Here is a 14,239-nt window from a genome sequence, read left to right on the forward strand (position 1 = left end):
CCCAGGGTCTGTCATGTACAGATCTTGGGTTCATTAAAAGCTAATCCTTATGAAAGCGATCCTATTACTCGCGCTGCAGACCCTATTTTTTGTAAGTTTATTCGCGCAAAAAAATGATATTTCCATTGATACAGATCATAAAGAGCTAAACGAAATCTTTGTGTGGGCAAAGCAGAAAGCGCGGTCTTTTGTTGTTACAGGAAAAAGAGGCCCAGTCAATATCCATCAGAAAAACCAAGAGTCAGCAACCGTTTCTTATTTACCTAGCTACTGGGCAGGCTATCCTTTGCGTACTGCGTTCTATTCACGTGATTTTTGTCATCAAGCGATTGGAGCTCATTTATTAGGACTGGAAGCTGAAAATTTCACTATGCTCCGTGCTTTTGCCGCGAGTGCTACCCCTAGCCGAAAATGGTTCCCTTTATGGGCTATTAATTTTGATGGGACACCTTACACCTTAGATTATAAAAATGACGATAACTTTGTGCGAGAAATTCCAGCTGTTTTTGAACTCGTTGAAAAGAATGCTCAGCTCTATGACTGGACCAAAGATCAACGTTATCTGACTGACTCCGCATTAAGACAATTCAATGCCAAAGCTGTCAGTGACTTCGTGCTAGCGCATGATCTTAAAAACCCGAACGGTGTTGCTGAGAGTGATGGCTCGGGCAATATCTTCAAAGGTACCGCCACCTATAATGAACATCGTGACCAGACTTTGATTGAAGCAGGCGATGGTATCGGGAGTCAATATCAGGCTTATATGGCTTTCGCTAAGCTGTCAGAATTAAGTGGCGAGAACGCCCAGGCCAGGATCTATAACGAAAAGGCCAAAGCATTGTGGAACTATTTTAATAAGGAATGGGGGATAGTCGATAATAAAGAATTGTATAATCGGGGCTACGATAAGAATAACCTCCCTGTTGCTGGTTGGGGAAAGGAGAATTCTTGGTTTCTTCCCTTGAAAGAAATTACAGACCCACGATCGGACAGACATCTAAAGTATTTGAATTATATCGATGAGCAGCTTGGCTCCAAAGAAGGATTGCCCGAAAATATAGAAGCAATTACCTATGTGCCGGAGTTATTTTTTAAATATGGGCAGAATGAGCGTGGCTGGAAATGGTTGAAATACATTATTTCAAAAATTAATACAGTGCATGCCATGGCAACATTGACTGGTAACAATGGCGATTACCCAGAGGTTTCTTTTGTGCTGATCAGTAATGTTGTACAGGATATGATGGGCGTTAATCCCGGGAAAAAAGGTTACGCTATAGAAACCTGCTCCCATCTTCCAAAAGAACTTGGCCGAGTGAAGGTGTCGAATGTCAAGATTGGCCGGGGAATGTATACTGTGGAGCAACGTGCTGTATCGGAAACGATCTTGTCTTACACAGGAGGAGAAGCGGTACAGTATTGGCAGGCTGGTTTTCCGGGAAGTCATCCTTATCTCTATTGTAATGGTAAGAAGACTAAAAGTAGCATCGGCCAGAAAAATGGCATTACCTACAGCTATATCGTAGTGAAGATTATAGGAGATAGGCAATACAGTGTAACGACTCAATTATAGATAAATCATGAAAACTAAATTATACTATTGGGGTGTTGTTGCAATTAGCCTACTGCAGGGGAGTTCATCGTTAGCTCAAAATTCAAAAAAATAGACGTTATTGAAAGGAAATAGGATTGAATGGAAGTATATGCGATTTACGCGCATAAGAGCCTTTGACCGTGTGTTTGATATTGAAGTAGTTCGGAGAGGCAAACAAGAGTTCCTTGTTTTGAAACAACAAGGTGGAACGACAATTCAAAAAACGATTTTAAAGAAGCAAGCTATCAGTATCACGTTAAACTAAGCGAATAAATCGCTACAGGCCGTCCTGTAGCGATTTATTTTTAATTACATGCCCTTATAATGGGCAGAAATCTTGCATATCTTTCCATGTCCGTCTAGTTCCATGTACTACGCGGATAGCGAGCCACTGACATTTTTGTAGAAATGTACTATGGAATTTACGTCTTTGTGTTGCTAAATTAAACAAACGGTTGCGTTTTGATCGGAGTTGCCAATGCTAATAATTCTCATTATTATCGTATTGCTATAGTAAATGAGTACTTAAATAAGATAAAGTGAAAAAATATATATCACTGGCGGCAGCTCAAATGTTGTCGGTTCTATTATTGTCAGCGCAAACGGCCAAGTCCGATGCACCATTACGATTGTTGGGAACAAGAAGTTGGATACGACTTGATATGAAAGATGGAAGGAACGATCTTTCGGGTGCCAGGCTGTTCTGGTCAAAGACGCATAGGAAGCCTGCTGTTGCCAATGCGGTACTGGCGGAGCGTACCAAACGCTATTATATCCAGCAGGTTGATCCCGAGACAACCTATTATGTTTGGGTGGAATCTGCAGCTGGCAAGCCTTTGGCGCAAGGGAAGTCCTATACCTCTAAAAGTTGGACTTTGGATGACACCGAGCTCGAGGAAGAGAAAAGAAATCCAAGTTCAGCTGTTGTTCCTGTCGGTATGGAAATTTTTTGGCAGGACGAGTTTAATGATCGACTTTTAAACCGGAATAAATGGACCACCAATTATTTCTCCTCATTGAATTATCTAAATGAAAAGTCAAAGCAGGAAATGTTGCAGGATCAATTACCCCAGCCGGCCTATACGCTTGACGGATCCGCAATTAACCTCTATGTGAACGATACCATCCCAAAGCGAATCTTTACAGAAGGTGGAAACCAAAAGATTTCGTCCATTCAGACCTATGACTGGAAAACGAATGAAAACCTGTTGGACAATAGTAAAGGTGGTTATTTTGAGGTAAAAGTACGCCGCAATCGTCAAGGTAACCCGAAAGGAACAAATACTGCATTTTGGTTTGATTCACCAGGACCAGATATTCGTTACTATCTTCAAGAGGGAGCCGAGGTTGATGGAATAAAAGGAATACGTCCAAAAGGCCAATTGTTTGAAATAGATGTGTTTGAATATATCACGGCTCAATTTGTCATCCACGGACATGTCGATGCGAAAGGGGTATTTCAACGTAATCTTGCCACACATATTGCCGAAGGCTATGAGCATGTAGGCCAGTGGGTTACCCATGGTGTGTTGTGGACTCCAACGAGTATTAAGCACTATATCAATGGTGATTTAATTAAAGAATACAACAATAAGAATCAAATCTACTCACCCAACCATTTTATGAATGTGTTTTTAGGCGCATACGGTTCCGAAGGTGGGGTAAATATGGAGGTCGATTATATCCGTGCCTATAACTGGCCTTTGCGTGATGGAAATGAGCTCCCTAATCCCGATTTTGAGGGAAAAGCTGGTCTCAAACCCTGGGAAGGAGAAGGTACGATTGAGGAGGGCATAGGTGAAAAGGGAAGTAAGGCTCTTGTACTTGCTCAAGGAAAAAAGATAGAACAATACATTTATCTGGACCCAGCGCAACAATTTAACCTTAGGTATTGGGGCAGGGGTGGCGGTATAGCCGTAGCAGTAGACGATGTGAAGGTTGTGACCGGAGAACTGTCGAATCTAAAGCAACAGACACTGGAGTTGGGTAAGAAAGGTAAAAAACAAGAAATTAATTTTGTGACTGGTCAGGAAATCAAGCCAAATAAAAAAATAGTGCGAATAGCTTTTACGAACACTGGTAAAGAGACCATATATTTAGATAATATCACAGTAAAGAAGAAATAGAATAACTGAAACTTATCCTACCATAATTATGGAAATATGGCTCCATGTAGATGAATATCTTTTTTTAGATCTCCACTTTTTTGATTATGCCTGTTTCAAACATTGGCTTTTTAGATAATAAGATCGTGGTTTCTCTTGTTTGACCAGAAGTTTTTATCTTGTTTTAAAATATGGATAGAATGGATAAAATCAAGAATTACTTTGACTCGCTCATTACTATGGAGGCAGAGGACTGGGATATTTTTTCTTCAATGCTTACCAAGGCAGTTTTTCCGAAAAGATCACTGATTCTGGAAATGGGCAAAACGGAGCGCTATCTATCTTTTATTGAAAAAGGAATTGTTCGGTTCAATATTCCAAAATTAGATTACGATTTTACATTTGGTTTTGCCTTTGAAAACTCCTTTGTGAGTGCCTATGATTCATTCCTGACCCAAACTGCATCGTCCTATAATCTTGAAGCGATTACAGATTGTGTCTTATGGCGGATATCTTATGATGATCTGAATACCGTGTATAAAACGACAGAGGTGGGGAATTTTATCGGACGAAAGGCTATCGAAGATATCTTTTTGAAGAAAATGAAACGTGAATTTACCTTACTCGAAGATTCAGCTAAAACGAGGTATGTCAATCTCGTGCGGGAACAGCCTGAGTTAATTAAAAATATCCCCCTTAAATACTTGGCATCTTATATTGGGATTAGACCACAATCGCTAAGCAGAATCCGGAAGGAAATTTATTAACAATTGTTCATTGATAGGGAATAGAAAGGCCCATAACTTTGAATAAAAAAGATTATGAAACCACTTTTTGTTTTAATTACAGTATTTCTCATCAGCAATTTAGTTATACGACAGTATAAGGGCGATATGGATTACCATTTGGCTGGAAAAATAGCCCTTGCTGCCACATTATTGTTTACCTCCCTTGGGCACCTCATCTACACAAAAGGCATGGTGTTGATGCTTCCTGATTTTATCCCATTAAAAAAAGAAATGATTTATATGACCGGACTATTGGAGGTCATGGGGGCCTTCGGTTTATTTATACCATCTTTAAGTCGTCTTACAGGGATGCTTTTAATTGTCTTTTTTATACTGATACTACCGACAAATATATATGCGAGTATGAGGCATCTGAACTATGAAACTGCGACTTTTGATGGAAAAGGCCCAGGCTATCTGTGGTTTAGAATTCCATTTCAACTGTTGCTGATCGGCTGGACTTATTATTTTGCGCTACGTTAATTTGCGCTCCTCTTAACTTAAAGATAGCAATAAGTTAATATTGAAAAGTTTAGTTTTATTTAACAATATTTTATTTTTGCTAAACATTTAATAGCGAATAAATGAGAGAAGCGATCAAGATGGTGGTATTTGATATGGCAGGTACTACTGTAAATGAGGATAATATAGTTTACAAGACACTTCAACAGGTGATAAATCACATTGGTGGTTATCAACTTACGTTGACAGAAGTGTTGGAGCACGGAGCAGGCAAAGAAAAGTTACAGGCCATTAAGACTGTACTAAAAAATTGCCTCAATATAGTTGACGATCAATTGGCTGAGCAGATGTTCCAATCATTTTTGCAAGCACTTGAAAACGCCTATGAAGTAGCAGACATTTATCCGAATTCAAATGCCAATGAACTTTTTGCGATTTTGAAAGAGATGAATATACTTCGGGTATTAAATACGGGATATGATCGCAAAACGGCGGAATCCCTTTTGAAAAAGCTTAATTGGGTTGTAGGCCAAGATATTGATGCATTGATTACTGCATCCGATGTGCCTAAGAATAGACCTTATCCGGATATGATCGATCTTGCAAGAGCAAATTTTGCAATAACGGATCCCACAGGTGTGGTGAAAATAGGGGACTCGATTATTGATATAAAGGAGGGTCAGAATGCTGGTTGTGCTTTAATCATTGGCATTACGACAGGAGCCCATCATGCTAATCAGCTAAAATCAGCTAATCCGGATTACGTGATTGATGATCTACTTGAAATTGTACCTATTATAGAAAAATACAATATCCCAAGTCAGGTGGTTTAATGAAATTAAGATCGTATAAAATGAAATAAAGCAGAAAGAGACCATCCAATCGGTCTCTTTCTGCTTTAATATATCGTTTAAATGCAAGTGTCTATTGCATCTGCATACCTTCCATGGAATTTTGATTTTTGTTTTTCTTGAACATGTTCATGTCCATTTTGCCAAAACGATAAGATAGGTTCAATTTGACAAGCTGCGGATTGGAGAGACGATAATACTCTTGGTAGAAACCATCACCCGAAGATACTATGGTATTTCCGCGGGTTCTGAAGATATCGTTTACCGCCAGTGTCACGGAAGCAGCCTGGTTTTTCAAGAAACTCTTCTTGATGGCAAAATCGATTCCATAAAAAGGCTTAATGTACCCTTGAGAGGAACTTTGAGCCTGATTCATCGGTGGGCCAAAGGTTTGATTTTGTGTAACCGGCATATTTGTTTTTCCTTGATATTCAAATGCGAGCTGAAGGTTCCAGTTCTTTTTCAAATTGAACGTATTATTCAATTTTCCAAACACGGTCCACATACCTTCCGATGGTGTCTTGTCATCTATTTCAATTTTTGAATTGTAGAAATTGAGGTCTGCTGTCAGATCCCACCATTTTTTTAAATTATTGGTGTAGGTGAACTCTGCCCCATAGTTCTTGCTGGAATTCGCATTAATGTAAGTGTTGATGAAATCCATTTTGTTCGTAATGGGATTGAGTTCCTGTGTGAGGTATCTGGTGATCAGGTTCGTGGTATATTTGTAATAAACCGAAGCCAGGAAGGTCCCTTTACCATGTGTCCGGCTATAAGACAATTCGCCTGACGTTGTAAACTCTGGGACGAGGTCCGGATTACCACGTGTAATATTTAAGCTGTCTGTATAGTCAACAAATGGAATTAACTGAAAGAAGTTGGGGCGATTCACACGACGGGTGACACTCATCTGTAGCTGATCTTTCTCCGTCAGTTTCTTGCTCAGGAAAAGTGAAGGAAAGAGACTGACCGGATAGTTGTTGTGGAATTTTTGGTTTGTATTGATTAGTTCACCGTCATAGGTGGAATTCTCGACACGTAAACCAATTTTATAAGATACCCAATCTTTAAGGTTGCCACCAAGTGAAGCATAAGCCGCATAGACTGTATTCTTATTGTCGTAATTGGCTGACGCAGCACTGATATCTTTATATTCATCTTCATCGCGGGCTTTAAGGGTGTTGCTATTCAGGTTTTTGAGCTTGTTGATTTGCGCGCGAACTCCCGTCTCAAGTTTCATCCCATTTTTGAATGGTTTAACATAATCTGCTTGTACGGTCATAAATTTATTGTCGCCAGATCCAATGTTCTTTTGGATCTGTGAACCAATAATTCCACTGTTATCTAAATAATTGGTGGTGTAAGTGCCATTAGATTTGTTTGTTCCACCGAAATAATTGAAGTCAGCGGTCAATTCTTCCCCTTCGGTTTTGAATTTCTGAACAAGGCCTGCCTGTAAACCCCTTGGTTTGAAACTACGTTCGGATTCTGAAATTCTATTGCTGTTGCCTTGCGATTCCGTCGTTATCATTGTGTTTTCATTGGGACGAAATTTACCTTCGACAAAGATTCCAGCAACAGATACGGTCGTGCGCGGACTAAGGTCATAGTCTAACCCGAGTCTTCCAAAGCTGATCATTCCCTTGGTTTTGCCTTCGATATCCTGGTTAACGATAGAGCTAACACCATCAATTGTACTGGACCGATAGCTATCACCTTCGGTATTTGTCCGCATACGCATATTCATTCCCGTAAGGGATATATTGAATTTGTTTTGACGCAAATTGAGACTTCCCATAAAATTGGTTCCACCGAAGCGATCTGCTCCAAGGGTAACCATACCATTGTAACCTGTTTTTTTATTCTTTTTGAGGATAATATTTAAAATTCCGGCCATACTTCCCGAGGCATCGTATTTGGCAGAGGGGTTGGTGATGATTTCAATCTTTTCGATGACGTCAGCAGGTATTTGGTCTGGCGTTAGTGTTGTCGGTTTGCCATCTACAAAAATTGTCGGAGCGGCATTTCGTAGTTTGACATTCCCATCAATATCAACTTGCACAGAAGGCATATTGCGCATGACATCAATAGCTGTACCACCTGCTGCTACAATATTCTTTTCTACATTATATACCTTTTTGTCGATATCCATTTCAAGTAAAGCTTTACGACCAGTGACCGTTACTTCGTCTAGCTTTCGATTATCATTTTCCAATGTAATAGCACCGAGATCTTTATCCAAAACTTTGCTGTCAGATCCATACTCGACTGCAATATCTTTAGCGGTGTAACCTACTGAGCTTATTTTTAACTTCCATTTGTCTTTGGTGGATAGTGCTGTAAAACTAAATTTTCCATTTTCAAGCGAACTCGTGCTTTTGAATAAGATTTCCCGCTCTTTGCCCGTAGACTGATCATGGATCACCCGTAGCAGATTGACAGAAGCCTGTGCGATTGGTTTGCCCTGAAGGTCTATCAGTTGACCGGAAAGTTTGCCTTCAGCGACAGCGAAATTGCTGGGACGGCCACTGGGAGCTGTTTGGGCATGTGATGAGGCAACAGCGGTTGCCAATAAGAGTGCTGCTATAATTTTTTTCATTTTTTCTTTGCTATACGGATCAATAGCCGGTGTTGGACAAATTGACCCCAAGCAAATTTGTAAATGATTTTTATTCTACACAATTATCTGTAGACCGACGGGCCTAATGTGTAGACGAATGGCCGTTATCGAATGCCGTTATCTTTGCTCGCTGGCCCTTTTGTCTGAAACTGCTCCATATTTTTGACATATTTTTTGCCAATCGGCAGTTCCACTTCAGGTAATGCAAGTTTTGCAACTGTGCAATGTTCGATCCTATTTTTGTTGACGATAAAGGAATTGTGTATTCGGAGGAAGTTGCCTGTTGGCAACAATTTTTCCATACCACGTAAATTACTTCGGGTTAGCAGTGGAACTGGCCGGTCAACCAAATAGATTTTTACATAATCTTTTAAACCTTCAATATAACTGATTTCCTGGAGAAAGATTTTGGTTTTTTTATATTCCACATGCACGACAATATGGTCTTTTTCAACAACGTGTTTATTGCGTAGTGTCATAATATCTGCTACTTTTCGAATCGCAGCCGTGAGCCGTTCTTTTGAAATAGGCTTCAAAAGATAGTCTACTGCATTTAATTCAAATCCCTCAACAGCATATTGATGATAGGCTGTTGTGAATATGATTAACGGTGGATCTTCCAGATCCCTGACAAATTGTGTTCCTAGTTGTTCCGGCATCTGGATGTCTAGAAAAATGAGATCTACCGAATGGTTCTTCAGGTAGTCAACAACATCTACAGGGGCATGAAATTTCTGTAGAATTTCAATTTGGTCAAAACTCAACAGATCGTCCTCCAGCAAATTAAGCGCGAATGGTTCGTCGTCAATGAGTATACATTTAATCTTCATCTGTCATTAATCTGAGTGCAACTTCAAAATAGTCGTCTGCTGTCCTTTTGATTTTGAGCTCATGGCGATTGGGATAAAGCAACTGTAATCGTCGTTTCACATTCGTCAATCCGATGCCTTCATTTGGCCGGTGCTCGGTATATTGTAATATTTTATTGACCGATTTAAAAATAAGCCCACCAGGAATATCTACGAATTGAAACTGTATGTAAGGGTTATTTTTACTATCTACTCCATATTTGAAAGCATTTTCTACAAAATGAATAAATAATAACGGTGGGATCATTCTATTCTTGAGGGTGCTTTCTATTTTTAGATCAACTTCACCCGCAATGGGAAGCCTTAATGTCTGTAAAGCAATGAAATTACGCATATGATCAATTTCTTTGAAAAGTTCGACCTTCGGTCCATCCACTTCATAAAGGATGTAGCGCAGCATTTCGGAGAGCTTGACTATTGTCCCCTCGGAGTCGGGTGACTGTTTGCGGATCAGCCAACGAATATTGTTGAGCGTATTGAATAAAAAATGTGGACTGATCTGAAGTTTCAATATAGTCAGTTCGGCAGTTGTCTTTTCTAAGGCAATTTGTTTATTAAGTTCTTTTTGTCTCGCCTGTTCATTATAAAGAAAGATCATGGACGAGGTGATTATACAAAGTGAGTAGATAATCCCCGGGCCTACAACGAGTCGCACAAATAGTATGTTCTCCTTTTTGAAATGAGCTAATTCTCCATTGGGATTGAAATAGACGATTGCATAATTGAGCAGGACATAGGCTACAAAGCCTAGCGCGATGAAGACGACAAAAAACTTTCGACGGCTAAAGAAATACCGCGGTGCGACAACGTAACAATGCAGATAAAAATTGCTTGCCAGAAAGATGATATTGGCCAGATGGGATAGTGCCGAATAGATTTTAAAATCAGCGATTTTATCAGGTTGATAGAGATAAGTAATAAAAGGGAGTAAGAGCAGAATGATCCATATCGCAATATGTAAATAGAATTTTCTAAAGAATCTACTGATCATGGGGACGTTCTTAAAGTTGTGCTATTATTGGACTATAGTCAAAAATATAAAAATATTTGTGATACTAGCATGGTATCTGTTGAGTGGACTGGTATAAATTTTAATTCAAATTGTTTCGTATCGAAATATTTCGATTAGATTGACCGTTGCAATTGCATAGACTCTTCAAAATAGTTTTGTATTTTGCATACCTAAACTTGATAACGTGACATTCAATCCAAACCGATATAATATAATGCCTTACAGGCGATGTGGAAAAAGTGGGATCCAGCTTCCAGCTATTTCCCTTGGTCTGTGGCAAAATTTTGGTGATATCGATCAGAAAGAAGTGTTTAGGCAGACCCTACGTACGGCTTTTGACAACGGTATCACACATTTTGACCTCGCCAATAATTATGGCCCACCTCCCGGTAGTGCGGAGCAAAATTTTGGCGCTATACTGAGCTCAGATTTTGTAGGACATCGGGACGAACTTTTGTTGTCGACCAAAGCGGGATACACCATGTGGAATGGCCCTTATGGCGATTGGGGAAGCCGTAAATATTTGATGGCAAGCCTTCATCAGAGCTTAAAACGTCTAAAACTAGACTATATTGATATTTTCTATCATCACAGACCTGACCCGCACACACCACTCGAAGAAACGATGGGTGCATTAAGTGATATTGTAAGACAGGGGAAAGCCCTCTATGTCGGTTTATCAAACTACCCTGCGGATTTAGCAAAGAAAGCAATTGCTATATTACAGGATCTTAGATGCCCTTGTCTGATCCATCAACCGAAGTACTCGATGTTGGTGCGTAACCCAGAGGATGGGCTGTTGGACGTGTTGGATGAAGAGGGGGTGGGTATGATTGCTTTCTCTCCCTTGGCACAGGGATTACTGACCAATAAATATTTAAAAGGTAATATTCCAACCGAGTCTCGGGCCTCAAAAGAACATTTTTTAAAGAGTACTGCAATTACACCCGAACTGATAACAAAATTGTCTGCTTTGAACGAAATTGCATTGCAACGCGGACAATCGCTGGCTCAAATGGCAATTGCATGGTTATTGAAAGACGAACGCCTGACTTCGGTTTTGGTCGGAGCACGAAACAGTGAACAATTAACTGATTCGTTAAAATCGCTCGACAATTTGAGCTTTAGTACTTCGGAACTCAATCAGATAGCACATATTCTTGCTACAACTTAATTTTTTGCTGGATGTTAAATTTCAACGCCTATGTCGGTTTTTAAAGCTAAACTTGAACTAATTGGAATCAATCCCTTTGTTTTTGTCCCAGATGATGTATTGCATCTACTCTTTGAAGAAGCTGGGGTCAACAAGGGATATATACCTATTAAAGGAACGGTAAATGGGAAAGATTACAAAAAGACTTTGTTGCGTTATCAGGGAGCGTGGCGACTGTATATCAATACGGAGATCTTGCCTAATTCACCTAAACGAATTGGTGAAATCTTGGAATTATCCGTTGTTTTTGATCCGACGGAGCGAAGCTTGGTTCCGCACCCCGAACTTGAGCAGGCATTGGCAGAAAATGAAGCAGCCAAAACTGTCTTTGACCGTTTAGCACCATCAAAAAGAAAAGAGATTATCCGCTATATTTCTTTTTTAAAGACCGACGACAGCCGGCGTAAAAATATTGAAAAAGCAATTGGATTTTTGCTTGGTAACAATCGATTTATTGGGCGCGAAAAACCATGATAAAAAAGATTTATTGGAAGATTAGATCATAAAAAATAGAATGGAAAATACAAAGGTAAGATGGGGGATCATTGGCTGCGGTGATGTGACAGAGAAAAAGAGCGGACCGGCATTCAATAAGGTTAAAGATAGTCAATTACTTGCTGTCATGCGCAGAGACGCCACAAAAGCCGCCGATTATGCTCGGAGACACCAAGTTGCCCATTGGTATTCGAAGGTCGAGGACTTGTTGGACAATCCGGCATTGAATGCGATTTATATTGCGACTCCACCGTCTTCGCATTATGACTATGTATTGAAGGCGCTAGAAGCCGGAAAGAATGTTTATGTGGAGAAACCTGTTACATTAAATGCGGATGAAGCCGCATTATTGTTAGAGGCTGTTAGAAAAACAAGTGGCAAGCTCGTCGTTGCGCATTACCGAAGACAATTACCCTTGTTTCTCAAAGTTAAAGAATTGCTAGAGGCAGGACAGATAGGTGCTATCCGAACCGTTCAACTTCGATTATGGCAGAGCCGGGCACCGGAATTGGTGACTAAAGGTGCAGCAGACTGGCGTACAGACCCAGCGATATCGGGTGGTGGATATTTTTTTGATCTTGCACCACATCAATTGGATCTAATGCTGTATTTCTTTGGTGCACCTATTTCCTATAATGGATTTAGCCAAATTCAGGATGCTGCAAGTGATGTTGCTGATCAAACAACTGGAACCATAGTGTTTGAGAATCAGATCATCTTTAACGGGAGCTGGTGTTTTAATGTCCGATCAGAAGATAACATAGATTGCTGTGAAATTGTAGGTAGCCAGGGAAAAATCACCTTTTCGATATTTGGCAATTCCATCCTATTAAGATCCGATCAGGGAGAAAAAGAATTCGTATTTGATCATCCTGAGCATATACAATATCCAATGATCGCGAGTACAGTTGCCTTTTTTGAAGGTAATGGGCCAAACCCTGCTTCGATGGAGGAAGCGCTGACTCTTATGAAAATCATTGATTGTTTTGCTGAAATAAAATAAGTGACTAGTGGTAGGCTAGCGATAGATTTCAATGTTTATTAAGTGTCGATTCCTATGCTATGGTGGGTCGAAAATGAAGCCTAATGGTGGTCAGTATTTAGCCAAAGGACAGTTACAATATTGAATTTTCAACTCTTATAACAGAACAATCCTGAAGGAGAGTACTGTTATAGGAGTAATTTTTTTATGTCTATATCTAAATCTTAGACAAGGCAGTATTGATAAATGATAGCTCGTCTATTGTGAGGTCGATTGCTGTAGCTTCTGCATTTGCTATAGCCTGTTCAGCATTTCTGGCACCTGCCAATACAACAGTGACTGCCGGTTGTAGACTGGTCCAGCGTAACACAAGTTGTGAAAGACTGACGCCCTTATCAGATGCCACCGGACTAATGGTATCTAAGAAAGTTTTTACCTTTTTGAGATCAAATTGCTGAAAGTAGCCGTTGCGGTGATCATTTTCTTTCAATTTACCTTCATTAAAATATTTGCCTGTAAGCAGGCCACGTTCCATCGGGCTGTAAACAATAATGCCCAAATCATGCTGTTGCGCATAAGGTACAAGATCTTGCTCAATACCTCGGTTTAACATGCTGTAACCGACCTGATTGCTCGCGATTTGGATCGAATTCTGAGCTTCAGAAACTTGTTCGACACTATAGTTGCTTACACCCGCTGCACGAATTTTTCCCTGCTGTAAAAGCAGATCTAAGGCTTCCATTGTTTCAGCAATGGCTGTGGTACTGTCTGGCCAATGGATTTGCAATAAGTCTATATAGTCCGTTTGCAGGCGTTTTAGGCTGTCTTCGACTTCTTTGATCACACTAGCTTTGGAGGCATACCTGTAAACAGGGATAGTTTTGCCCTTTTCCTCAGCATCAAAGAAAGATTCACCTTTACCTTGATTACTTCCGTCCCATACCAACCCAAATTTGGTCAACAACTGAATTTTAGACCTATCGTAACCCTTTATCGCTTCGCCTATCATCTCCTCACTTAAACCGAAGCCGTAGAAAGGAGCTGTATCTAAGGTGGTAACTCCATGATCGATGGAAGCCTTAACAGACTCGATAGAGTCTTTTTTCTCATTACCACCCCACATATTTCCACCAATGGCGAAAGCACCATAGGTAATTGCTGAAAGTTCTAAATCTGTTTTTCCTAATTTTCTGTATTCCATATTTTGTTATTTTAACTTTTGTTACCCTCTGAATATTTTCATCAAAT

General features: G+C 40.0%; 12 protein-coding genes. 8 read left to right on the top strand and 4 right to left on the bottom strand.

Features of this window, described 5'->3' with window-relative positions; translation table 11 throughout:
• Positions 1-49 precede the first annotated feature (49 nt).
• The 5 genes from LC454_RS01200 (at position 50) to LC454_RS01220 (ending at position 5,782) form a co-directional block, all read left to right on the top strand.
• Positions 50-1,573 (top strand): hypothetical protein, encoded by a 1,524-nt coding sequence (locus LC454_RS01200; protein ID WP_223578327.1) that lies wholly within the window; start codon positions 50-52, stop codon positions 1,571-1,573.
• A gap of 560 nt (positions 1,574-2,133) precedes the next feature.
• Complete coding sequence (locus LC454_RS01205) at positions 2,134-3,720, top strand: glycoside hydrolase family 16 protein (protein WP_223578329.1); 1,587 nt, start codon at positions 2,134-2,136, stop codon at positions 3,718-3,720.
• Positions 3,721-3,899: 179 nt separating this feature from the next.
• Positions 3,900-4,466 carry a Crp/Fnr family transcriptional regulator gene (locus LC454_RS01210; RefSeq protein ID WP_223578331.1) on the top strand — a complete coding sequence of 189 codons (567 nt, stop codon included), beginning with the start codon at positions 3,900-3,902 and terminating at the stop codon, positions 4,464-4,466.
• A 54-nt stretch (positions 4,467-4,520) separates the two neighbouring features.
• Positions 4,521-4,970, top strand: a complete 450-nt coding sequence (locus tag LC454_RS01215; RefSeq protein ID WP_223578333.1) for a hypothetical protein — start codon at positions 4,521-4,523, stop codon at positions 4,968-4,970.
• Positions 4,971-5,071: 101 nt separating this feature from the next.
• Positions 5,072-5,782: an HAD hydrolase-like protein gene (locus LC454_RS01220; RefSeq protein ID WP_223578335.1), complete on the top strand. Its 711-nt coding sequence runs from the start codon at positions 5,072-5,074 to the stop codon at positions 5,780-5,782.
• 91 nt (positions 5,783-5,873) lie between these two features.
• On the opposite strand, the gene LC454_RS01225 is transcribed toward LC454_RS01220, so the two are convergent.
• The 3 genes from LC454_RS01225 to LC454_RS01235 all read right to left on the bottom strand — a co-directional run bounded on the left by LC454_RS01225 (position 5,874) and on the right by LC454_RS01235 (position 10,280).
• Positions 5,874-8,399, bottom strand: a complete 2,526-nt coding sequence (locus LC454_RS01225; RefSeq protein WP_223578337.1) for a TonB-dependent receptor domain-containing protein — start codon at positions 8,397-8,399, stop codon at positions 5,874-5,876.
• A 125-nt stretch (positions 8,400-8,524) separates the two neighbouring features.
• Positions 8,525-9,250 carry a LytR/AlgR family response regulator transcription factor gene (locus tag LC454_RS01230; protein WP_223578339.1) on the bottom strand — a complete coding sequence of 242 codons (726 nt, stop codon included), beginning with the start codon at positions 9,248-9,250 and terminating at the stop codon, positions 8,525-8,527.
• The gene (locus LC454_RS01235; protein WP_223578348.1) at positions 9,240-10,280 is read right to left on the bottom strand and encodes a sensor histidine kinase; all 1,041 of its coding nucleotides are present in this window, start codon (positions 10,278-10,280) and stop codon (positions 9,240-9,242) included. The genes LC454_RS01230 and LC454_RS01235 overlap by 11 nt, the downstream gene beginning before the upstream one ends.
• Before the next feature lie 235 nt (positions 10,281-10,515).
• On the opposite strand from LC454_RS01235, the gene LC454_RS01240 reads away from it, so the two are divergent.
• From LC454_RS01240 to LC454_RS01250, 3 genes are read left to right on the top strand one after another with little or no spacing between them, the layout of a single operon-like run.
• A complete protein-coding gene (locus tag LC454_RS01240; protein WP_223578350.1) occupies positions 10,516-11,475 on the top strand; it encodes an aldo/keto reductase in 960 nt (319 codons plus the stop codon).
• A gap of 30 nt (positions 11,476-11,505) precedes the next feature.
• A complete protein-coding gene (locus tag LC454_RS01245) occupies positions 11,506-11,988 on the top strand; it encodes a YdeI/OmpD-associated family protein (RefSeq protein WP_223578352.1) in 483 nt (160 codons plus the stop codon).
• A 40-nt stretch (positions 11,989-12,028) separates the two neighbouring features.
• Positions 12,029-13,012 carry a Gfo/Idh/MocA family protein gene (locus LC454_RS01250; RefSeq protein WP_223578354.1) on the top strand — a complete coding sequence of 328 codons (984 nt, stop codon included), beginning with the start codon at positions 12,029-12,031 and terminating at the stop codon, positions 13,010-13,012.
• 196 nt (positions 13,013-13,208) lie between these two features.
• Here the strand turns inward: LC454_RS01250 and LC454_RS01255 are convergent, their stop codons facing one another.
• On the bottom strand, positions 13,209-14,192 hold the full coding sequence (locus LC454_RS01255; protein ID WP_223578356.1) for an aldo/keto reductase: 984 nt from the start codon (positions 14,190-14,192) through the stop codon (positions 13,209-13,211).
• Positions 14,193-14,239: the final 47 nt, after the last annotated feature.

It is taken from the genome of Sphingobacterium sp. GVS05A, from assembly GCF_019969845.1.
In the GTDB taxonomy this organism is placed as follows: domain Bacteria; phylum Bacteroidota; class Bacteroidia; order Sphingobacteriales; family Sphingobacteriaceae; genus Sphingobacterium.

Bases quoted from the DNA above. Each gene is read 5' to 3' on its own strand.
- LC454_RS01200 (WP_223578327.1), top strand. From the start codon at position 50: ATGAAAGCGATCCTATTACTCGCGCTGCAGACCCTATTTTTTGTAAGT.
- LC454_RS01210 (WP_223578331.1), top strand. From the start codon at position 3,900: ATGGATAAAATCAAGAATTACTTTGACTCGCTCATTACTATGGAGGCA.
- LC454_RS01215 (WP_223578333.1), top strand. From the start codon at position 4,521: ATGAAACCACTTTTTGTTTTAATTACAGTATTTCTCATCAGCAATTTA.
- LC454_RS01220 (WP_223578335.1), top strand. From the start codon at position 5,072: ATGAGAGAAGCGATCAAGATGGTGGTATTTGATATGGCAGGTACTACT.
- LC454_RS01225 (WP_223578337.1), bottom strand. From the start codon at position 8,399: ATGAAAAAAATTATAGCAGCACTCTTATTGGCAACCGCTGTTGCCTCA.
- LC454_RS01230 (WP_223578339.1), bottom strand. From the start codon at position 9,250: ATGAAGATTAAATGTATACTCATTGACGACGAACCATTCGCGCTTAAT.
- LC454_RS01235 (WP_223578348.1), bottom strand. From the start codon at position 10,280: ATGATCAGTAGATTCTTTAGAAAATTCTATTTACATATTGCGATATGG.
- LC454_RS01240 (WP_223578350.1), top strand. From the start codon at position 10,516: ATGCCTTACAGGCGATGTGGAAAAAGTGGGATCCAGCTTCCAGCTATT.
- LC454_RS01245 (WP_223578352.1), top strand. From the start codon at position 11,506: ATGTCGGTTTTTAAAGCTAAACTTGAACTAATTGGAATCAATCCCTTT.
- LC454_RS01250 (WP_223578354.1), top strand. From the start codon at position 12,029: ATGGAAAATACAAAGGTAAGATGGGGGATCATTGGCTGCGGTGATGTG.
- LC454_RS01255 (WP_223578356.1), bottom strand. From the start codon at position 14,192: ATGGAATACAGAAAATTAGGAAAAACAGATTTAGAACTTTCAGCAATT.